Consider the following 21,337-nt stretch of genomic DNA (forward strand, 5'->3'; position numbering starts at 1 on the left):
AGTGTGATCCATGGGACAACTTCTTTCCGGCGGCACGACTCGCCCCGCAAGCGCAAGCGACCTGGATGCCTACGAGCGGATGCGCGAACAGCAGGCGAAGCAGTCCGTGCCGGTCCTGCAACATCGTGACCGACCGCACGAGTACCTGTTCATCGCCCTGTTCGATGGCACCGGACAGAGTGCCTACAACGATCGACTGTTGACGAACATCGGTGAGTTGAATAAGCGAGCCAATGAGCTTGCCGATAAGCCAAGTAATCGAATCAACGTCGGCTACGCCGAAGGCATTGGCACCCAGAAAAATCCGCTCGCCCGCGCCATCGATGGAGCCTACCCTTACACCTGGGACGACAAGATCCGGAAAGTCTACCGGGACCTTACCGCCGCGGCGGACCAATGGAAGCGCGAGGACCCGGAGGCGCAGATTCGCGTCGTCGGAATCGGCTACAGCCGGGGAGCCGTCCTGGTACCTGGGTTGGCGCGTCTCATCGATCAGTTCGGCATTGTCCATCCCAAAGGCCTCGAGTTCGGCCGAGACACTCATGGGAATATCACAGTCGAATCGTCGCAATCGCTCGTCCCACCGGGCGAAGTGGCTCAGGCCGTCGGTCTGTTCGATCCGGTCGGCACCAATCTTCCGAAGAACTACGACGCACGCCTGCCGAAGTCCGTGCTGTCGGGCTTCTCGCAGATCGCCCGCGACGAACAGCGCGAGCTGTTCCCGCATCAGACCATCCTCGATCCGGACTGGTCCGACGACGGCCGCTTCCTCAGTGCCACCCTCCCCGGTGGCCATTCGAACATCGGCGGCGGCAATGACGACGCGGGGCTCGAAACCCTGGCCTTCAACGGCATGGCCGACTACCTCAATGCGCTGACCGACCGGACGCTGTTCAGGCACCGGGAGGTGCCGCAGGATCCGGCGCAGTTCACCATCTTCCAGGCGGGCGGCGTCACCGCCGCCTTCGGTCTGCGCATGGACAAGGACGGCCAGCGCGACCTCCGCGACGAGTTGGCAAATTGCAAGATCGTCGATATCTGCCGCGACGCCGAACCCGTGGATCCTTCGCTGGCAAGCCAGTTCGACTGGCAGCGCGTCACCCCGGAACCACCCAAAGCACTGCCACAACTACCCGAGGCCGCCGAGGTGATGCGAACCGTCGAAGCACCCGCGGCACCTCTCCATGCGTCGACACGGACGGCACCGCCGACGCCGCCGACGCCGCCACCGGTCGTCGTACCCGTCATCCGGCTCGACGACCCGAGCCACCCCGATCACCGCATGTATCTCGACGCACAGGCGCATGTGTACGACCTCGACCGGCAGGTCAACCGAACGCCCGACCAGCGCAGCGACAACCTCAGCGCCGCCCTCGTTGTCGCCGCTCGGGCGAACGGCCTTGAGCGCATCGATCGCATCGAACTAAGCAAGGATGCCGAGACGCTCGCGGCCGTCGAGGCATCCTTCGACCGTCCTGAGAAGCGCAGCGAGGTACCGCTGGTCGCATCGATGCATACGACCATGGCACGCAGCGCCGACCAATGGTCGACCGCCATGCATGACTTCGAGCAACACCAGGCGCGCGCGCACGACGTGGCGCAGGAGGCGTCCCTCGACTCCCTGTCAGCCCGCACCCCACCGGGACACCTTCCCACGACAGCGATCCTCGGCCCACAGGACCCCCGCCATCCGGAGAACCCTGATCACCGGCTCTATAAGGAACTGGAACGCTGTGTGCCCCAGGCGTCCGAAGAGCGCCTGGTGCAATTCACCGTGGCCTGCCACGCAAACCGGATCACGGCCGACAATCTCTCGGAAGTCCGCCTGGACGAGGAGAAGTCGACCATCGAATTCGTAGGAACGGGAGTCCGGACCACACCGGCGAAGATCGATCTGGATAGCGACCCGCCTCACCCCGAACAGGCCATCGAGCAGATCCAGCAGCACGACCAGCGGCAGGCGCAGATCATGGAAGAGATACGAGCGCAGCAGGTACAGATGAGCACGGGGCGCTCGCTCTGATGCGCTGGCGGGCTTAGCCATCTTTCCATCTGGATAGAAAGATATTTATACTGCGACCATCTTGCCGAGGTCACCCATGCCAGCCATCAGCTTCGAGTTCTTCCCGCCGAAAACCGACGAGCAGCGCGAGCAGCTCGATGCCGCCGTAAGCCGTCTCAAGGCGCATGCGCCGGAATACGTGTCCGTGACCTTCGGCGCGGGCGGCTCGACACTCAGCTATACCGACGAAACCGTGCGCCGGCTGCGGGCGGAGCATGCGCTCTCGGTGGCGCCGCACCTGTCGTGCATGGGCGGCACCCGAGCGGAGATCGGCGCCCTGCTGGATACGTACAAGGCGTCCGGTTGCCGCCGTATCGTGGCCCTTCGCGGCGACCTGCCCTCCGGCATGGCTTCGCCCGGCGACTTCCGCTATGCCGCCGAACTGGTGGCCTTCATCCGCGAGCACAGCGGCGATCACTTCCATATCGAGGTGGCCGCCTATCCGGAGACGCATCCCCAGGCCGAGAACGCGCTGGCCGACCTTCGCCACTTCAAGGCCAAGGTCGACGCCGGTGCCGACGGGGCGATCACCCAGTACTTCTTCAACCCGGACGCCTATTTCCGCTTCATTGACGACGTGGCGAAGCTCGGCGTGAACGTGCCCGTGGTGCCGGGCATCATGCCCATCGCGAATTTCAGCCAGTTGCGCCGGTTTTCCGACCAGTGCGGCGCGGAGATTCCCCGCTGGATCGTGAAGCGCATGCAGGCGCATGGCGACGACGCGGCCGCCGTGCGCGAGCTTGGCGCCGACGTGGTGGCGGAGCTTTGCCGCCGCCTGCTGGACGGCGGCGCACCCGGCCTGCACTTCTATACGATCAACCGCGCACGGGCGACGGCCTCGGTGCTGGAGCGCCTCGCCGCGCGGTAACGTGCGCGCCGTCACCCTTCGCTGAAGGGCGGACGGGGATGATGACGCACCGTCCGCCAACGCGTTCCGTGCCGTGATCCGTGCCATCGTCCTGCTGCTCCTGCTTTTCCTCGCCCTGCCCGCCGCGGCGCAGACCGCGATCCACCGCTGCGTCGGGGCCGACGGAAGACCCGTCTTCAGCGACCAGCCGTGCGCGAGCGTCGGCGCCACGTCGCTGTTGCCCGCGCCGTCCGCGAGTGCGCCGTCGTCGGACGCTCCTTCCGCGGGCCTCCTCTGTGCGAAGGACATGGCCGAGCTTCGCGGCGGCCTTGCCGGGGCGTTCGCCGCCCGGAGCGCCAACCGGGTGGGTGGGCTCATCCTGTGGTCCGGCTACGGTAGCGCCGGGGCCGTGGAGAACCTGCGCACCATGGAAGCCCTGGTCCGCCAGCCACTGGTGTCACTGCAAGGCGACGAAGGTTCCGGCATCGACGCGGTGACCTCGGCCCCCGGCGGCGATGGCGCGACCCGGCGCGCGCATTTTGCCGTGGTGCGCGACTCCGGCTGCCTTTGGTTGAGGCCGCCAGGCTGAGGCGGCCGGGCCCCGAGGCCCATCCGCCGGCGCACTGACGCATCGCGCCATGTGGGCGGATGCTCCACCCGTTATCATGGGCGGTCCCCTCCGGAGCGATCCCATGTCTCAGAACTACCCCGAATGGATCTGGCAGAACGGCCAGATCAAGCCGTGGCGCGATGCCACCGTCCACGTGATGGCGCATGCGCTGCACTACGGTTCGTCGGTGTTCGAAGGCATCCGCAGCTATGAAACGCCCGATGGCGCCGCGATCTTCCGCCTCACCGACCACCTGAAGCGCCTTTATCTTTCGGCCAAGATCTACGACATCGAGATTCCCTATTCGGTGGAAGAGCTGGCGGAAGCCTGCCGCGAGGTGGTGAAGAAGAACGACCTGAAAGCCGCCTACCTGCGTCCGGTGGCCTTCCGCGGACTGGGCGGTTTCGGCCTGTCCGCCGAATGCCCCACCGACGTAGCGGTGGCCAGCTGGCCGATGGGCCCGTACCTCGGGCCCGAGGCTCTCGAGAACGGCATCGACGCCTGCGTGTCGAGCTGGCAGCGTTTCGCGCCCAACACCATTCCGGCAGGTGCCAAGGCCGGCGGCAACTACCTCTCCGGCCAGCTCATTGCGCGTGAAGCTCGCCGTCTGGGCTTCGGCGAAGGCATCGCCCTGGCATCCACGGGCCTTCTCAGCGAGGGTGCGGGCGAAAACCTGTTCCTCGTGTTCGACGGCGCGTTGCACACCACGCCGGCCAGTGCCTCGATCCTCACCGGCATCACCCGCCACACGCTGATGACCCTTGCGCAGGAAGAGGGCATCGACGTGGTCGAGCGCGACCTGCCACGCGAGTACCTCTACCTCGCCGACGAGATCCTGATGTGCGGCACGGCGGCGGAAGTCACGCCGATCCGCTCGGTGGACGGCAAGAAGATCGGCACGGGCAAGGCTGGCCCCATCACGCGCCGCCTCCAGGAACTGTTCTTCGGTCTCTTCAATGGCAAGACCGCCGACCGCTGGGGCTGGCTGGAACCGCTCTGATCCCTCGTGCCCTGGCGACCGCATGGTCGCCAGGACACAAATGGCTCAGTTGCAGAAGCCGTTCGGGTACGCCGCCGACCGATACGCGTAGAGCCAGCTCGTCTTGCCGCCGTCGTTGGCGATGTTCCAGTTGTTGCCGATCGAGCCGATCGCCTTGTTGAGCGTTTGCGAGCGCGTGAGCACCGGCGTGGTGAAATAGCTGTCCTCGTCGGCTTCGACGCGGAACGAGAGTTCGGCGAGCGACGGCGTGGCGGCGTTGTTCACGTACCACAGCGTCAGCGTGAACTCGGCAACCGACTGGCCGATGTCCGCCACGGGACCGTCGTACTCCTGCTGGGTCACCGTGACGCCGCCGACCGCCGACAGGCTGGCGCTCGAGATATCGGACAGCGCAGACGCGCCCGGGAACTGCGAGATAAGCCCCGACACCGTGGCCGGCGTCGTGGTGAAGTCCTGCTTCGTCGAATGCGCGAGCACCAGGTTGCCCGGCGTCACGTCCGTCTCGAATTTCGTGTCCTTGTTCTTGCCCGCGCCGGAGACGTCGGTCCAGTACGAGAGCTCTTCGTCCGGATGACGGAACTTGAACTGGATGTCCGAATGGTCGCCGGCGCGGGTACGCACGGTATAGCCGCGCCCGTAGAGCGAGCAGCTGTGCGCGGTGTCGTAGTAGGCCAGCGTGTCACGGTCGCCCGCGCTGAAGCTGCCGGTGACCGTCTTGTCGAACTTAAGCGCGGCGAGGCGCGTGGACAGATCCTTCAGCAGCTGCGCCGCGGCGGTCGAGGGATTCGTCGCGAAACGCGACGAGTCCAGAAGCGCCTTGTATTCCTTGCTGTCGACGTAGGCCGGCGTGTTGGCGTGCGCGGCGACGGCGCCGAACAGCAGCGAGGCGGAAACCAGCGAGAGAACCGTACGTTTCATCATGCGCGTTAGCCTTCAGTGGTGGTGGGAGGCGGTCGTGGAACGCATGTCCGGCAGGGTGAGCCGGAACACGAGGATGCGGTTGTCGTTGTCGATGGCGGAGTCGCAGCGCTTACCGTCCATGACGCAGCGCCTGGCGACGAAGTCGTTGTCGTTGCCGACGAGCAGGAACCAGTCGTCGGGGTGGCTGGCATCGAGCGCGGGAACGAGGTCCATGGCTTCCCATTTCTCGGACAGCTGCGTCGCGCCCGGCGCCAGCGATAGCCCGGCGCGTGCCAGGTCGGCGGGGTCGAGAAGGTTGACCAGCGGCTGCCAGGTCGCGGGTCGGATCCCCGCGCGCAGCGCGCCCGACGCCTCGCGCACCGACGTCGTCGCGGTCTCGTAGGCCGTGCCGGCCAGGTTCGTCGCACCCGTCGTGTCGACGAGCAGCACGCTCTTGTAAACGATGGGGCGGTCGCTATCCGCGCCGCGGCCCGCGGCGTCGCGCGCGAGCATCAGGAAGCGGTGATCGTCGAGCACACGGATCTCGCTCTGCGCAGCCGTGCGATCGGGCACGCCGCCCTTTCCCTTTGCGTCGTATGCCGGCAGATCCACGACGAAGTGAGCCACGGGCTGACTGGGCGTCGCGTTACGGCTCACGTCGTAGACAAGCACGCGCGTCGGCGTACGACCGGCGCCGTCTTCGCCCCGGCTGTCCTGCACCAGCGCGCTCTGCAGCACCACGAACAACCGAGTGCCGTCCGCGGAGAGTGCCATGCCCTCCACGCCCTGATTGTTGCGGCGGCCACTGGCGGGTGGCCGCAACGACGTGAAGTCGGGCGCGCCGCGGGGGTCGAGCGGCCGCACGGCGCGCGGCGGGACGATCACGCCTGCGAGACGTCCGTCGCGATCGAAGCGGTAGACGTTCGCCGCGTACTCGTCCCCGATGTAGAAGCCGCCGTCGCGCGTGAACTGAAGCGACTCGGCATCGAGGGAAACCTTGCCGGCGCCCGTTCCATTCCCGGGCGACGGCAGCACGATGCCTCGTTGAGTGAGCACGCCGGCACCGGGGTCGGCACCGGTGAAAGGTTTGCCGCGAAAGTCGGCGAGCGTGCGGCCGCCATCGGGTATGAGCGTGAGGGTGCCGGCGATCGACGCCCCCTTCCCGGGAACCATGCGCAAGCGAAAGCGATGCAGCCGTGCGCGGTAGTCGAAGAACACCTGGTGTTCCGGATCGTTGCGCCCGCGGTCCGGCAGCGTCCAGAGAATGCCGGCATACGCGTCGCCGTCGCGCCGCCACGTGCCGGGTTCGATCGAGAGCGACGAGAACGAACCCAGCGTGTCGCCCAGGAAATCGACGGTGCCGGCCGGCAGGGAGCCACTGGCGACAAGGCCCTGGTCGACGTAAGTCCGGCCACCGCTCTGGATCGATCGCGGCAGCGGCGCGGTCGCGATGTCGGGCGCGCGGATCGCGACGGATTGCGCCGCCACGTGCGACGACAGGATGACGAAGGCCAGCCCGGCGACCGCACGGCGCATCAGAAGCGCACGTCCAGCGTGGCGAAATACTGCCGCGGCGCGGACGCGTGGAACACATAGGCCGTCCCGTTCGGGTCCGCCGGTACGAAGGCGCTGGAATCGAAGTTGCTGGCGTAGCGCTTGTCGCCAAGGTTCGTCACGTTGAGCGACAGGCGAACGTCGCTGGCGAAGGACATCGCACCGAAGTCGTATCCGCCCGAAAGGTCCCACACGGTGAAGCCGCCGAAGCCCCGGTCGTTGGTGTACGTGTAGAAGCGTTCGCCCGTGTACTTTCCGCGCAGCGATGCGAACCACGCACCCTGCGTCCAGTCGATCTGCGTCGCGAAGAGCTTCTTCGGCGTGTCGGTCTGGATCCGGCCCTTCGTGTGCTGAACCACGCCGGCCTGCACGTAGTCGCTCGCATACGTCGAGCGATTCAGGGACGCCGAGTTGTACCAGCGGAGATGTTCATCGGGCGTCCAGACGAAGGTCAGTTCCACGCCATGGCTGTCCACGCCGCCCACGTTGTAGAAGCGGTTACCGCAGGACGGCCCGACAGGTTGGCGCGAATCGCATGGGTTGTACTGCAGCAGGCGATTGTCGAAGCGCACCTTGTACGCCGCGAGCGACGCGGCCAGCGGGCCGCTCTCGACGCGGTATCCGGCCTCGAGGCTGCGCGACTTCTCGGGCTTCAGGTCGCCCTGCGCGTTCCAGATCGCCTGGCTCACCGCCTGGGGGCCGAGCTTGAATCCGCCCTGGAACATGGCGATGTTCTTCGCGAAGCTCGCGAACACCTCCTGCCCCTCGGCGAGCTTGTAACGTGCGCCGAACTGGGGAAGCAGCGCCTTACTGGCGCTGAGCTTGCCGCTGGCGAACTGGTTGTTCGACGTGGGGCTGATCGGTTTCACCGCCACGCCCGGAAGGGCGGTTGCCTGCGAGGTCGCATGCGGGCTCTTCACACCGACGTCGACGGTCAGCGCGTCGTCCAGGAAGCGGATCGTGTCCTGCAGAAACGCCTGACGTGTGTTCCACACTGTGCGCTGGTCGAACACGCCGAGATCCGGCGTCTCGTCGATGCGGCCACTGAGGTCACGCGGACCGGTCACGTAGCTGCTGTAGCGCGATGCGCTCGACACATTATGTTCGTACCAGACGCCGCCTTCGACGTGGTGGTTGGCGATGTCCCACGAGGCCGACAGGATCGCGCCGGAGCGATTGATCGTGTACAGCGTATTGCGGAAGATGATCGGTAGCTGTCGGGCCGTGCCAGGGTACGAATACGTGCCGCTATTCCAGTTGTGGCCTTCGCCGGCGTCCCCGTGATGATATGCCTGCGCATGGATCGTTACCGCGTCGCTCGGGAAGAAGTCGCCCGCGAGATAGTAAAGATCGTCATCGCGCAGGATCTGACCGGCCGTGAACGCGCCGTCCGCGTCGGTGTCCGGACCACTGCGATCGCACAGCCGGGCGTTGAACGTGCCGCTGTTGCAGTACGCCTTGCCGATCGCACGTTGCCAGTCCGGCGCGTAGCCGCCCCAATCCCAGCCGAGGCCGCGCGCGAGTTCGCTTTTCGACAGGTAGAAGTAGTCGGCCTGCGTGGTGCGCGAGGTGTCCGCGAAGCCAGTGATGCGCGCCCAGTCGAAGTCCCACACGGCCTTGCCGTTGAACTGCTTCGTCGTCGACTGGTTGTACACGTCCTGGCGATTGAACAGATCGGATTCCGTTCGGGCGCCGGAGAGGTACATCGAGAACCCGTGGTAATCGCCGGTGTCAAAGCGCGCATAGGTGCGACGGTTGCGATCGCTGCCGAAGGTCTGCGCCACACGGCCACCCATGCTCTTCAGCGGGTCACTCGACGTGTAGGCGATCGTTCCGCCAAGGTTGCTGGTCGACGGCGTACCGAGATTGCCGATGCCCTCGGAAAGCTCCGCACCGCCAAAATTCTCCGAGATCAGCGCGCGATTGATCGAGAGCCCGTTGTAATTGTTGTAGGCGCTATCGCCGAGCGGCATGCCGTCGAGCGTGTAACCGAGGCGCGTACCGCTGAAACCGCGAAGGCTGAGCGTCATCGACTGCTCGTTGGTACCCAGCGCGTCCACGGACTGCGCGTTCACGCCGGGCAGCGTGTTCAGCACCTTCTGCAAGCTCGTACCGGGCGGCAGCACCTTCTGCTCGGCCGGCCGCAGGCGCTGCACCTGACGCGTTTCGCCCGTGCCGATCACGGAGACCGCGTCGAGGTCCTGGGCCTTTTCACGATTCGCCACCGGCGCATCGGCCGGGGGCGACGTGGTGTCGGTGTCCGTGGCGTGCACAACGGAAACGAGGGCCATGCCGAGGGCAGCGGCCAGAGCGGTATACCGGAAGAACACGAGCGACGTCCCTTCTTACGCGGGCGCGCTGCGGCGGTCCCTCCCCTGAGGTTGCCCGACACGCGCCATGGATGCGTCACATGGTCGGACGTCTAAATGAAATCTTGATGACACGTGAGATGACGGTCCTGCGACGCGCAGGCCGCGACTCCTCAGCGGAAGTCGATCGTCGAGATGGCGCCGGCCATTTCGGGACGCGGGCGCAGGGAAACGTCCCAGCCGTAGAGTTCGCACAGGCGGCGCACGATGGCCAGGCCCAGGCCCGCGCCGCCGCCCGTGGCACTTTCGCCACGGATGCCACGCTGGAACAGTTTCTCCGCGTCCTCGGGCTTGATGCCGGGGCCGGTGTCGATCACGTCGATGCGTCCGTCAAGCACGCGCACCGTGACCTTGCCTTCCATCGTGTACTTGATGGCGTTGCCGATCAGGTTGGTCAGGGCCACCGATACCACGGAGGCCGGCGCGTTCACGGTTACCGATCCGTCGGCAAGCAGTTCGATCTCGATCGGCTTGCCGCCCATCTGCGGACGCTGGCTCTCGATGACGTCGGCGGCGACCTTGGCCACGTCCGTGGTCTCGCCGCGTGTTGGTCCGCGGCGCTCCGCGCGCGACAGCAGCAGCAGCGCCTCGATGAGTTCGGTGGCCTGGCGCGATGCGCGCTCGATGCGCTTCAGGCGTTCGCGCAACTTGTCGGTGAGGTCGGGCGAACCCTGGAGCAGTTCGGTGGTACTGGCGATCACGGCAAGCGGCGTGCGCAACTCGTGGCTCACGTCGGAATTGAATTCACGGTCGCGCTCCACCACCGAGGTGAGCCGCATGGCGTATTCGTCGAGCGCCACGGCCAGTTCGCCCACCTCGTCGTCCGCGAAGTGCGGAGCCAGCGCCTCGGCCTTGCCCACGCGGCGAAAGTCGCGCAGGCGGCTGGCGAGGTCGGTGACGGGGCGCAACACGCGCGAAGACAGCCACACGCCCAGCACCAGCGACATCAGGCCGAACAGGAACACCGCGGCCACCACGCTGGTGATGAGCTGGCGCTTGCCGAGTTCGTCGCGGGACACGTCGAACTGGAGGAAGCTGATGATGCCCCCTTCCCTGCGCACGGCCACCTTGTAATGGTGGCTTCGCCCGTCCTTGCCCGTGTCGTAGAGATCGTGCACGCCCGTGCCGAGCGACTGCCAGTTGAGCGGCGCCTTGTAGATCGTGCGGTCGCTGAAGGTCGCGCCCTTCACGATGTCGAAGGGCGGCGCCACGTTGGGATTGGCCCGCACCTTGGCGTTGAGCGAATCGACTTCGTCCTGGAGGGCCGAGTTGATCAGCTGCTCTTCGACGCGCTCTCGAATGTTGAGCGCGGCGTACGCGAACAGGGCGCTCAGGCCGAACCCGAACAGCGTGAACGTGACGATGAGTCGGAAGCGGAGCTTACGCCTGGACCGCATCCGGATCGACCATGCGGTATCCGATACCGTGACGCGTGTGGATCAGCGGCTTCTCGAACGGTTTGTCGATAGCCGCGCGGAGCCCGTGGATGTGCACGCGCAGGGAATCGGAATCGGGTAGTTCCTCGCCCCACACGCGCTGTTCCAGGTCCTGGCGGGTGACCACCGAGGGGCTGGCTTCCATCAAGGCCTGGAGCAGCTTCAGGCCGATGGGGTTCAGCTGGATGGACTTGCCTTCGCGGGTGACCGTGAGGGTGTCGAGGTTGTAAGTGAGGCCGCCGACCTTCAGCACCCGGCTTTGCGGGCCCTTGCCGCGACGGGCCAGCACTTCCAGGCGCGCCGCCAGTTCCTGCAGGGCGAACGGCTTGGTCATGTAATCGTCGGCACCGGACTCGAAACCGGTGAGCTTGTGCTCCAGGGAGTCGCGGGCCGTGAGCATCAGCACCGGGGTCTGCTTGTGCGCTTCATGGCGCAGCTTCTTCGCCACGTCCAGGCCGTCCATGCCCGGCAGGGTGAGGTCGAGCACAATAACGTCGAAATCGTGTACCACCGCCAGGTGCAGGCCGGTGACGCCGTCGCCGGCGAAATCCACAACATGGCCGCGGTCTTCGAGGTAATCCCCGATGTTGGTCGCGATGTCGGTGTTGTCTTCGATGACCAGAACGCGCATGCGGCACTCCGTGTTGTGCGGTCGCTTTAAGTCTTAGGAGTATTGCGACAGCAAGCTTAACGGGGAATGGGTGAAGCGGACAGCATCGCGGCCTGCCTGCCTCCCCTAAAAGAGAGGCCCGGGCGGGGAAACCCGCCCGGGCCGAAAGAACTACTGCCCCGATACCGTCACCCCGCGTCGCGGAATCACAGTGGGACCTTTATAGGGGACGGCCCTTTAAATCGCCGTTAACCCCTTCGCGACCCGGGCTTTCCGGGCCTTCGGGGCGACGGGACGCTCGGCCAGGCGGGCTTCGCAGTGGGCGACGATGGCGGCGGCCACGTCCACCCCGGTGCTTCCCTCGATGCCTTCCAGGCCGGGCGAGGCATTCACCTCCAGGAGCAGGGGGCCGCGCGACGAACGCAGCAGGTCCACGCCGGCCACCTCCAACCCCAGGGCCGATGCGGCCTCCACCGCCACCCGGCGTTCGTCGTCCGACAGCTCCACGGACGCCGCGGTGCCGCCGCGATGGAGGTTGGCGCGGAACTCGCCCGGGGCCGAAGACCGCTGCATCGACGCCACCACCTGGTCGCCCACGACGAAGCAGCGCAGGTCCTGGCCGTTCGCCTCGCGGATGAATTCCTGGACCAGGAAGTTGGCGTACAGGCCGCGGAAGGCCTCGATGACGCTCTGCGAGGCCGAGCGTTTCTCGGCCAGCACCACGCCGGTGCCCTGTGTGCCTTCGTTCAATTTGATGACATGCGGCGGGTCGCCCAGCATGGCCATCAGGTCGGCGGTGTCGTCGGGGTTGTCGCCGAAGACGGTAAGAGGCATCTCGACACCGCGGGCGGCCAGCAGCTGGAGGCAGCGCAGCTTGTCCCGCGCGCGCAGCACCGCGTCGGAAGGGTTGGGGGTGAACACGCCCATCAGTTCCAGCTGGCGAAGCACGGCCGTGCCGTAGAAGGTGCTGGAGGCGCCGATGCGCGGGATCACGCAGTCCACCGGGCCCAGCGGCTTGCCCTTGAAATGGATGGCGAACGATTGCGGCCCGATGCTCATGTAGCAGCGCAGAGGGTCGATGACACGAACCGTGTGTTTGCGCTTGCGCGCCGCTTCCACCAGGCGCTGGGTGGAGTACAGCCGCGCGTTGCGCGACAGGATGGCGATCTTCATGACGGGTCCCGGACGACGCGGCGCGGCGTCTGCGAATAGGAAAGCGATGGGTCGACCAGGAAGCGCCCGTCGAGGGCGGTCCGGCCGAGCAGAAGGGGAAACAGCATGTGCCGCCTGTCGGTGAGGTTCACCTCCGCCATGAAACGGCGTCCGGCGAGCTCCACGTCGGTATGGATGAACCAGCGCGTCGTCGTGTGGCCACCCGAATCGGTGACGGAGCGCCGGCCGATCGCCCGAGCCTCGCACGGTGCCGATACACCGCCCTTGCGGGTGGTGCGCACCTGGAAACGCAACCAGGTGCCGTCTGCCCGCTCGTCCACGTCCAGCCATTCCACGTGCAGCGACGACGAGCGCGCGCCCGTGTCGAGCTTGGCCTTGAGGACGGGAACGCCGAGCGACGGAAGAGCGAGCCGTTCGCGCCAGCCGAGTGTGATGACGTCAGTCATGGTCTGGAGCGAGGTGTGAGGACGACGGTGGACCGCGGGGAACGATCCGGTAAGCGCGGCGACACTGCCGCGACGAGAAAAGGATGCCCAACGTCCGTGGCCGGCGCAACTGTCATATACGGCCGGCCGAGGCCCGCCGTCACGGGCATGAAAAGTGCGTGAAACGAAAGGGTCGCGAATCGCGCCGCCGGCTGCGATCAGGTCACCGGGCGGACGCGCTTCGCTGGCGCATCATGTAAAAGGCGCTGCAAGCGCCGACAAGCGCCACCAGGCCCACGTAATGCGCGGGACCGAGACCGCCGGCCGACTTCGCCAGGTACCCGACCAGCACGGGCGTCGCGGCGCCGCATATGGCATAGGCCACGTTATAGGACAGCGAGATGCCGGAGAAGCGGATCGCGGGCGGGAACGCCGCGACGAGCACGGAGGGAACGATGCCGGCCACACCCGCAAACAGCCCGGCAAGCGAATAGAGCACGAACAGGTTCGCGCCGCCGGCCTTCAGGTCGGCATAAAGCGCATAGGTGCTGATGGCGAGACCCACCGACGCCACCAGCATGGCTCGCGCCTTTCCCTGCCAGTCGACGAGAAGGCCGCCGAGCACACACCCGATGCAGAGCGCCAGCGCGGCGAGGCTGCCGGCGGTGAACGCACGCGCGGATTCCACATGGAACGCGGTCTGCATGAGCGTCGGTGTCATCAGGATCACCACGACGATGGCAGCGGTGAGCACCCAGGTGACCACCATCGACAGGAGCACCGACGGCAGGTGGTCGCGCAGCACCACCCACGCCGGAAGTTCGGTCGTGAGTTCCTTGCGTTCGCGCATGCGCGCGAACACCGGCGTCTCGCTCAGCCACCGGCGCAGGTACACCGCGAGAAAGCCGAACACGCCGCCAAGCAGGAAGGCGATGCGCCAACCGTGGTCGAGCATCTCCGCCGGCGACATCCGTGCATTCATGCCCGCCGCCACGAGCGACCCGATGAGGATGCCGAAAGTGAGCCCGGCGCTGAGGCTGGCGCACGCCAGGCCCACGCGGTGCCGCGGCACGTGCTCGGCCACGAACACCCACGCTCCCGGCACCTCGCCGCCGATGGCGATGCCCTGCACCACGCGCAACAGGGTGAGGAGCACCGGCGCGAGCACGCCGATGGTCGCGTAGGTCGGCAACACGCCGATGATCAGCGTGGGCACCGCCATCAGGAACACGCTCAGGGTGAACATGCGCTTGCGTCCGATGCGGTCGCCGAAGTGCGCCATCACCAGTCCGCCGAGCGGCCGCGCGAGATACCCCACCGCAAAGATGCTGAAGGCCTGCAACTGCGCCACCCAGTCCGACGTGCCCGGCGGGAAGAACAGGTGACCGAGGGTCTTCGCGAAGTAGGCGAAGATCACGAAGTCGTAGAACTCGAGGGCGCCACCGAGCGCGGAAAGCACGAGGGTTTTCGCGTCCCTTCGATCGAGCGGACGGTTGTCGATGTGGGCGGAGTCGGCGTTGACGATCATGGATACGCTTGGCGAGGAAGGGTTCGGACACTGGCCCGGTCGGCTATTTAGTCGGCAGGCGTGGGCAGGGTCAAGCATCGTTGGCGAAACGTCTTGCCTGTAAGACGCCACGCAAGAAATCGCGGCGCGCGGCAGCGCCCCTCTCGGGTCGGCTATACGTGCGCCGCCCGCGGTGCCGACCCGATACGGAATTGCCGCCGCCATGCCCCTGGCGCCATGCCGATCGACTGCGTGAATACGCGACGGAACGCGGCCACCGACTGATAGCCGACGGCTTCGGCCACCGCCTCCGTCGAGCGCGCGGGATTCTTCAGTTCATTGGCAGCCAGACTCATGCGGATGTCCTGCAGCAGCTCGCTCGCGGATTTACCCAGGCCTTCCTGGAAGCGGCGCATGAACGTGGCGCGGGACATGTTGCACAGCGCCGCCAATTCGGGAAGCGTCCACGCACGGGCAGGCTCGGCCAGCATTGCGGAGATCGCCGGCGCGAGGCGCGGGTGCGCGGCCAACGCGAGCAAGCCCGGCGGCGGCGCGTCGGACTGGCTTGCGACACGCAACACCAGCGCGAAGAGCGCCGCGGACAACGCATTCAGTATCGCGTATCCGCCGGGGCGGCCGTCGGTGGACTCCGCACGCATCAATTCCACCAATGCGGCCAGGTGCCGCGCGGCGGAATCGGTTTCATGCCCTGTCGCGTCGCCCGTGCGCACGATCAGCGTGGAAGGCAGATAGCTGCGCAGCCAGCGGTCATGTGGCGCTGCGATGGCAAACCGGCCACAAAGCATGTCCAGGGGCTCGCCCGTGCCTTCGTTCTCGCTGAGGACGACGTTCGGCGTCTGCCGCTCGTGCGTGCGCGCCGGCGGAAGACCGCTGCCGTCGCGCAACACATGGGCGGAACCGTGCGGGAAGAGCACCGCGTCGCCCGCGTGCAACTGCACGACCTCGCCCTGGGGGCCTTCCACCCATGCCGTGCCGCGCAGAAGCAGGTGGTAAGGCACCTCGCCGGGCGAAGAGACCTCGCCATTGACGATCCACGGCGCGCGGTAAGCGCAGCGGATTTCCAGCTTTCCCGACACCGAGACCACGGCCAGGAAGCGGCTCAACCAATCGACGTCTGCTGACATGCGGCACCCCGGTGATCCTTTCGAGCATCTTATCGAGCCACTTGCGGCTCGTCGAGATCACTCCGTGCGCCCAGACTATGCCCATTCCCACCACATAAGCACCGGAGCCAAGCCATGAGCCGCATCACCCTTCCTGCCGTCGATACCGCCACGGGCGCCACCGCCGAGGTCTATGCCAAGGTTCGCAAGGCGGCCGGCGGCAAGTTGCCCAACATGTACGCCACCATGGGCCAGCTGTCGCCCTCCCTGACGGCTGCCTACCTCGACGCGGACACCGCGCTCAACACGGCGGGCCTGGCGCGCAAGGATCTCGAAACGATCAAGCTCCTCGTCAGCGCGCAGACCGGTTGTGACTACTGTGTGGCCGCCCACAACATGCTGGGCAAGCTGGCCGGCCTGCGCGTCGACGACGTACGCGCCATCCGGCAACTGGAAAACACGGGCGATGCGAAGCGTGATGCGCTGATCCGTTTCGTACTCGGCATCCTCCGCCAAAGCGGGACCGTGCCGGCCGAAGCCGTGGCCGACATCCGCGCTGCCGGCTACAGCGATGCGCAGTTGCTTGCCATCGCCTATGCGATTTCCATGATCACGTTCACCAATACGTTCAATCGCATCAACGACACGGATGTCGATTTCCCCGCTGTGGAATGACGGCACCCCCGTGCGCGCCTCCGGGCGCGCACGCCCTCTCGAGCGTCGGTTATGGCGAATCGGCGCATATTCGGCAGACATCGGCCTGCCCCAATGCACAACGATAGGCCACGCCTCTAGCTGCTATCGGATCAATCAATTTTTGCAATCTCCTTCACGCGCCTATGATCCAGAAAGGAGTTCCCCCTTTCCTGGCTGCCCAGAGGAGTTGCGCCATGTCGACCGAAGCGAAGTGCCCCTTCAAACATACCGCCGGTGGCGGCACGACGAACAAGGACTGGTGGCCGAAGCGCTTGCGCGTCGACCTGCTCAACCAGCACTCGTCGCGATCGAATCCGCTCGATCCCGAGTTCGATTACGCGGAAGCGTTCGAGAAGCTCGACCTCGCGGCGGTGAAAAGAGACCTGGCCGCGCTGATGACCGATTCGCAGGACTGGTGGCCGGCTGACTTCGGACACTACGGTCCGCTGTTCATCCGCATGGCATGGCATAGCGCCGGCACCTACCGCATCGGCGACGGTCGCGGCGGCGGCGGTCGCGGCCAGCAACGCTTCGCACCGCTGAACAGCTGGCCCGACAACGTCAGCCTCGACAAGGCGCGCCGACTACTCTGGCCCATCAAGCAGAAGTACGGCAGCAGCATTTCCTGGGCCGACCTCATGATCCTCACCGGTAACGTCGCGCTCGAGAGCATGGGCTTCAAGACGTTCGGATTCGCGGGCGGCCGCGAAGACACCTGGGAGCCCGACGAGGACGTCTACTGGGGCCGCGAGAAAGAATGGCTAGGCGGCGACAATCGCTACGGCAAGGTGCAATCCGACGACGACGGCGTGCTGGTCGCGGACCCGCATCTGCACGGCACCGAGGAAGACCGCACCGAGCACGGCCGCAACCTGGAAAATCCGCTTGCCGCGGTGCAGATGGGCCTGATCTACGTGAATCCGGAAGGCCCGGAGGGCAACCCCGACCCGGTCGCCGCCGCGCGCGACATCCGCGAGACGTTCGCACGCATGGCGATGAACGACGAAGAGACGGTCGCGCTGATCGCCGGCGGACATACCTTCGGCAAGACGCACGGCGCGGCCGATGCCAAGAACGTGGCCGCCGAACCGGAAGCCGGCGAACTGGAGCAGCAAGGCTTCGGCTGGAAGAACTCGTACGGCAGTGGCGCCGGCGCCGATACCATCACCAGCGGCCTCGAGGTCACCTGGACGCAGACGCCCGCGCAGTGGAGCAATCACTTCTTCGAGAACCTGTTCCGCTACGAGTGGGAGCTGACAAAGAGCCCTGCCGGTGCGAACCAATGGGTGGCGAAGGACAGCGAGGCGGTGATCCCCGATGCGCATGGCGGCCCGAACCGGCGCCCGACGATGCTGACCACGGATCTCTCGCTGCGTGTCGATCCCGCTTACGAAAAGATCTCGCGCCATTTCCTCGAGCATCCGGAAGCGTTCGCCGACGCGTTCGCACGTGCGTGGTTCAAGCTGACCCATCGCGACATGGGCCCGCGCGCTCGTTACCTCGGCCCGGAAGTACCGGAAGAAAAGCTGATCTGGCAGGACCCGGTGCCGGACGTGGATCACCCGCTGGTCGGCGACGGCGACATCCAGGCCTTGAAGGACAAGCTGCTGGCGTCCGACCTCACCGTGGCCGAACTGGTATCCACCGCATGGGCCTCCGCCTCGACCTTCCGCGGCGGCGACAAGCGCGGCGGGGCCAACGGCGCCCGCATTCGTCTCGCACCGCAGAAGGACTGGAAGTCCAACCAGCCCGAACAGCTGGCACGCGTGCTGGAGCGCCTGGAAACCATCCGCTCCGAATTCAACGCAGCGCAGTCCGGCGGCAAGAAGATCTCGCTGGCCGATCTCATCGTGCTGGCCGGCGGCACGGCCATCGAGAAGGCTGCGCGTGATGCGGGACACCCGGTGACCGTGCCGTTTGCTCCCGGCCGCACCGATGCGTCGCAAGAGCAGACGGATGTGGATTCGTTCGCGCCGCTCGAACCCGTGGCCGACGGATTCCGCAATTACCTGAAAGCCGCGTACAGCGTGCCGGCAGAGGCCTTGCTCATCGACAAGGCGCAACTCCTTACCCTGACCGCCCCCGAGATGACTGTGCTGGTGGGCGGCATGCGCGTGCTCGGCACCAACGTGGACGGCGGCAACCAAGGCGTGCTCACCGACCGCCCGGGCAAGCTCACCAACGACTTCTTCCGCAACCTGCTGGACATGGGCACCGAGTGGAAGCCCACCTCGCCGGCGCGGGAATCGTTCGAAGGCACTGAGCGCGGCACGGGCAAGCTCCGCTGGATCGCCAGCCGCGTCGACCTCGTGTTCGGTTCGAACTCCGTGCTGCGCGCCCTGGCGGAGGTTTACGGAAGCGCCGATGGCGAGGACAAGTTCGTGCAGGATTTCGTTTCGGCATGGACGAAGGTGATGAACCTCGACCGCTACGACCTCAAGCGCCGCAAGAAGGCGGCGCCGGTGCGCGAAGCGGCGTGATGCCAGACGTGGGCCCACCTCATGGTGGGCCCACTCTCCGAGCGGGAAGCAATGCCTTGTCGATGGACGCCGCGACGCCAACGCTCCGGCCGGCCAGATTGGCAACCGTGTAATGCACGGCCGTGCCGAGCACCTGTGCGGCCTGGGATAGAGTCAACCCGTAATCCTGCTGCAGCCACTGGATCGTGCCGGTGCTCGCGGCCTTCAGTGCGTCGTCGAGGGAGCCGGCCTGTCCCAGCACCATGATGCGCGCGGGCGATTCGACCCTCGGCATCGATACCGTGCGCCCCCGGATCAGATCGACGGTCACCGTGACATCCATGGATGTTTCGAGCGCGTATTGCGTGGTTTCGCCATCGCCCTGGAGGGCGTGCGCGTCGCCGAAGTACAGCAGCGCGCCCGGCTGCTGCACCGGCAGGTACACGGTGTTGCCCTCCACCACTTCGTTGAAGTCCATGTTGCCGCCGAAGCGGCTGGTATCGCCCGTGGAGATCGCCGGCATCCCGAAACCCGGCGCGACGGCCAGTCCACCCAGCATCGGCTTCACCGGCACGGCGTAGTTCCCGAGGGCGCCCGTGGCGCCATCGGGGCGTGCCAGTCCCTTGTCGCGGTCGAGCTTCCAGCGAACCGGCTTACCGAGATTCCCTGCCTGCCCTGCCAGCGACGCGCCGAGCGCTCGCCCCACGATGGTATCGAGACTGTCGGCGTAGTCGCGGTTGAGCTTCAGGCGACGGATGTGCACGACGAGCGTGTCGCCCGGTGCGGCACCGGCCACGAAGAACGGCCCGGTCTGCGGATTGCCGAACAGCGCGCGGGTCACACCGTTCTCGTCGACGCCGCCGGAGTCGAGCGTGGTCGTGTGGATGGTGTCGCCCGGCCAGACGACGAGTACCGGGTGCCGGTCGGCGTCCCACGTATTGGAGTAACTCGTCGGACGATACTCCCAGACGCGGGGGCCGCCCGTGCGATCGGGCACTCTCCATCCGGTAACCGCATGCGTGACGCGGCGGGTTCCGTCGTTCGGGTCCGGCATGTCGGCCGTGCCGGCGATCGCATCGCGTTCCAGCCGCAGGCGGAAACGCGACGTTCGGCCCTGGGTATCTGTGCTTTCGAACGTCCATGTGTCGCCTTCCACCGAACCGCGCATGGCATCGCCGTCGAGATCGCCGTGCAGGGCCTTCGCGTCCTGCTGCGCATGGAGCGTGGAAAACGCCGGCGATTGCCAGAGGTCCGTGCGCAGGACCCACGTGTCCATGGCATGGGCCGTGACGGCGAAGCCCGCCAGACCCAGAGCAGCGATAACCCCGATACGAGACCGCATGACACACCCCTTTGGCTACACGTGTAGTCAAGATTACACGTGTAGTCACAAGTTAGCCACTGCCGGTTCGTCTGGCAGCCGGCCAGCATCGTGCCGCCGATCTGCCCGCGCGCTGCCTCAATTGCGGCAGACTATCTGGCTTGCATCCAACCAGGGGGTCCCATGCACATATCCATGCTTCGCCTGCTGCGCGCCTCATCGGCCTTGTGTTTCGCGGTGGCCATGTCCATGCCTGCCTGGGCTTCCGGCACGGATACCCATCTGCGCGACACCCTTGCCCAACTTGCCGAGCGGGCGAAACCGGGCACGCTCGGTGTGACCGTGGTGGACCTGGAAACCCATGACCGCACGCGCATCAACGCCGACCGTGGCTATCCGATGATGAGCGTCTTCAAGGCACCCGTGGCCGCGGCCGTGCTCGCGGAGGTCGACGCAGGAAGGGTCGCCCTCGATCAGGAGGTGACGATCGACCGCAAGGACGTGGTGGGCGGCTCGGCGGTCCCCTCGATCGGCGCCCATTTTGCGGGCAGGCAGATGCGCTTCACCGTCGACCGCCTGCTGGTGGCGGCCGTGAGCGAAAGCGACAACACCGCGGTGGATGCGTTGATTCGGTTGCTCGGCGGCCCGGCGGTCGTTACCCGCTACCTGCGCGATCACGGGATCGACGGCATGCGCGTCGACCTGAGCGAAGGCGACGTCAGCCACATCTTCGATGGCACGGCCAACGGCCAGACCATTCCCGAGAATGAAACCGAAGCCGCGCAGGCCGTTCGCAGGCAGCGCGGGTACCAGGCGTTCATGGCCGATGCGCGCAACACCACGACGCCCGATGCGGCGGCGGACTTCCTGGAAAAGCTCTCGCGCGGCAAGTTGCTTTCCGCAGACTCCACGCAGCGCCTGCTGCGACTCATGTACGATCAGACGGTGCCCAATCGCATGCGCGCCGGCCTTCCTCCCGACCTGCGCTTCGCCGACAAGTGCGGCACCTCGTATACGCTGGACGGCCAGACGGCCGCGTTCAACGACATCGGTATCGTCACCTGGCCCGACGGCCACACCGTGGTCGTGGCCGCGTTCCTCACCGGCTCGCGCGCGGATGCCAATACCCGAAACGCCCTGTTCGCGGACATCGCCCGTGCCGTTGCCGCGCGCCGCCAGGGGGGCCTTTAAATATTCGATGCCATCCACATGTCGAATTGACGCCCTACCCCCTCCCGTCAAGG

General features: G+C 66.4%; 17 protein-coding genes. 7 read left to right on the top strand and 10 right to left on the bottom strand.

The window, feature by feature from the left end; translation table 11 throughout:
- Positions 1 to 10 precede the first annotated feature (10 nt).
- From FHS47_RS12245 to FHS47_RS12260, 4 genes are all read left to right on the top strand, one after another.
- Positions 11 to 2,023, top strand: coding sequence for a DUF2235 domain-containing protein (locus tag FHS47_RS12245; protein WP_167028139.1), 2,013 nt, complete (start codon positions 11 to 13; stop codon positions 2,021 to 2,023).
- 76 nt (positions 2,024 to 2,099) lie between these two features.
- Positions 2,100 to 2,930, top strand: coding sequence for a methylenetetrahydrofolate reductase [NAD(P)H] (gene metF, locus FHS47_RS12250; RefSeq protein WP_167028142.1), 831 nt, complete (start codon positions 2,100 to 2,102; stop codon positions 2,928 to 2,930).
- A gap of 73 nt (positions 2,931 to 3,003) precedes the next feature.
- Complete coding sequence (locus tag FHS47_RS12255; protein WP_167028145.1) at positions 3,004 to 3,498, top strand: DUF4124 domain-containing protein; 495 nt, start codon at positions 3,004 to 3,006, stop codon at positions 3,496 to 3,498.
- Positions 3,499 to 3,601: 103 nt separating this feature from the next.
- Positions 3,602 to 4,519: a branched-chain amino acid transaminase gene (locus FHS47_RS12260; RefSeq protein ID WP_167028148.1), complete on the top strand. Its 918-nt coding sequence runs from the start codon at positions 3,602 to 3,604 to the stop codon at positions 4,517 to 4,519.
- 45 nt (positions 4,520 to 4,564) lie between these two features.
- Here FHS47_RS12260 and FHS47_RS12265 read toward each other — a convergent pair whose 3' ends face one another.
- The 9 genes from FHS47_RS12265 to FHS47_RS12305 all read right to left on the bottom strand — a co-directional run bounded on the left by FHS47_RS12265 (position 4,565) and on the right by FHS47_RS12305 (position 15,638).
- The gene (locus tag FHS47_RS12265) at positions 4,565 to 5,440 is read right to left on the bottom strand and encodes a hypothetical protein (RefSeq protein ID WP_167028151.1); all 876 of its coding nucleotides are present in this window, start codon (positions 5,438 to 5,440) and stop codon (positions 4,565 to 4,567) included.
- A 12-nt stretch (positions 5,441 to 5,452) separates the two neighbouring features.
- The gene (locus FHS47_RS12270) at positions 5,453 to 6,955 is read right to left on the bottom strand and encodes an esterase-like activity of phytase family protein (protein WP_167028154.1); all 1,503 of its coding nucleotides are present in this window, start codon (positions 6,953 to 6,955) and stop codon (positions 5,453 to 5,455) included.
- Positions 6,955 to 9,303, bottom strand: coding sequence for a TonB-dependent receptor (locus FHS47_RS12275; protein ID WP_208381978.1), 2,349 nt, complete (start codon positions 9,301 to 9,303; stop codon positions 6,955 to 6,957). The genes FHS47_RS12270 and FHS47_RS12275 overlap by 1 nt, the downstream gene beginning before the upstream one ends.
- A 152-nt stretch (positions 9,304 to 9,455) precedes the next feature.
- On the bottom strand, positions 9,456 to 10,739 hold the full coding sequence (locus tag FHS47_RS12280) for a HAMP domain-containing sensor histidine kinase (protein WP_167028157.1): 1,284 nt from the start codon (positions 10,737 to 10,739) through the stop codon (positions 9,456 to 9,458).
- Complete coding sequence (locus FHS47_RS12285; protein WP_166699672.1) at positions 10,723 to 11,409, bottom strand: response regulator transcription factor; 687 nt, start codon at positions 11,407 to 11,409, stop codon at positions 10,723 to 10,725. Before FHS47_RS12285 ends, FHS47_RS12280 begins: the two co-directional genes overlap by 17 nt.
- A gap of 216 nt (positions 11,410 to 11,625) precedes the next feature.
- Positions 11,626 to 12,561 carry a 30S ribosomal protein S6--L-glutamate ligase gene (gene rimK, locus FHS47_RS12290; protein ID WP_167028161.1) on the bottom strand — a complete coding sequence of 312 codons (936 nt, stop codon included), beginning with the start codon at positions 12,559 to 12,561 and terminating at the stop codon, positions 11,626 to 11,628.
- On the bottom strand, positions 12,558 to 13,007 hold the full coding sequence (locus FHS47_RS12295) for a RimK/LysX family protein (RefSeq protein ID WP_167028164.1): 450 nt from the start codon (positions 13,005 to 13,007) through the stop codon (positions 12,558 to 12,560). The genes rimK and FHS47_RS12295 overlap by 4 nt, the downstream gene beginning before the upstream one ends.
- A 202-nt stretch (positions 13,008 to 13,209) precedes the next feature.
- Positions 13,210 to 14,514 (bottom strand): MFS transporter, encoded by a 1,305-nt coding sequence (locus tag FHS47_RS12300; protein WP_167028167.1) that lies wholly within the window; start codon positions 14,512 to 14,514, stop codon positions 13,210 to 13,212.
- Between the two features lie 152 nt (positions 14,515 to 14,666).
- Complete coding sequence (locus FHS47_RS12305; RefSeq protein ID WP_167028170.1) at positions 14,667 to 15,638, bottom strand: AraC family transcriptional regulator; 972 nt, start codon at positions 15,636 to 15,638, stop codon at positions 14,667 to 14,669.
- A gap of 114 nt (positions 15,639 to 15,752) precedes the next feature.
- Here FHS47_RS12305 and FHS47_RS12310 point away from each other — a divergent pair, with 114 nt between their 5' ends.
- Together FHS47_RS12310 and katG are read left to right on the top strand one after the other, a co-directional pair.
- Positions 15,753 to 16,292 (top strand): carboxymuconolactone decarboxylase family protein, encoded by a 540-nt coding sequence (locus FHS47_RS12310; RefSeq protein ID WP_167028173.1) that lies wholly within the window; start codon positions 15,753 to 15,755, stop codon positions 16,290 to 16,292.
- 215 nt (positions 16,293 to 16,507) lie between these two features.
- Positions 16,508 to 18,793, top strand: a complete 2,286-nt coding sequence (gene katG, locus FHS47_RS12315; protein WP_167028176.1) for a catalase/peroxidase HPI — start codon at positions 16,508 to 16,510, stop codon at positions 18,791 to 18,793.
- 19 nt (positions 18,794 to 18,812) lie between these two features.
- On the opposite strand, the gene FHS47_RS12320 is transcribed toward katG, so the two are convergent.
- A complete protein-coding gene (locus FHS47_RS12320; RefSeq protein ID WP_167028179.1) occupies positions 18,813 to 20,114 on the bottom strand; it encodes an acetamidase/formamidase family protein in 1,302 nt (433 codons plus the stop codon).
- Between the two features lie 162 nt (positions 20,115 to 20,276).
- Between FHS47_RS12320 and bla the strand changes: the two genes are divergently transcribed.
- On the top strand, positions 20,277 to 21,284 hold the full coding sequence (gene bla, locus FHS47_RS12325; RefSeq protein WP_167028182.1) for a class A beta-lactamase: 1,008 nt from the start codon (positions 20,277 to 20,279) through the stop codon (positions 21,282 to 21,284).
- Positions 21,285 to 21,337: the final 53 nt, after the last annotated feature.

Source organism: Luteibacter sp. SG786 (genome assembly GCF_011759605.1).
Classification (GTDB): domain Bacteria; phylum Pseudomonadota; class Gammaproteobacteria; order Xanthomonadales; family Rhodanobacteraceae; genus Luteibacter.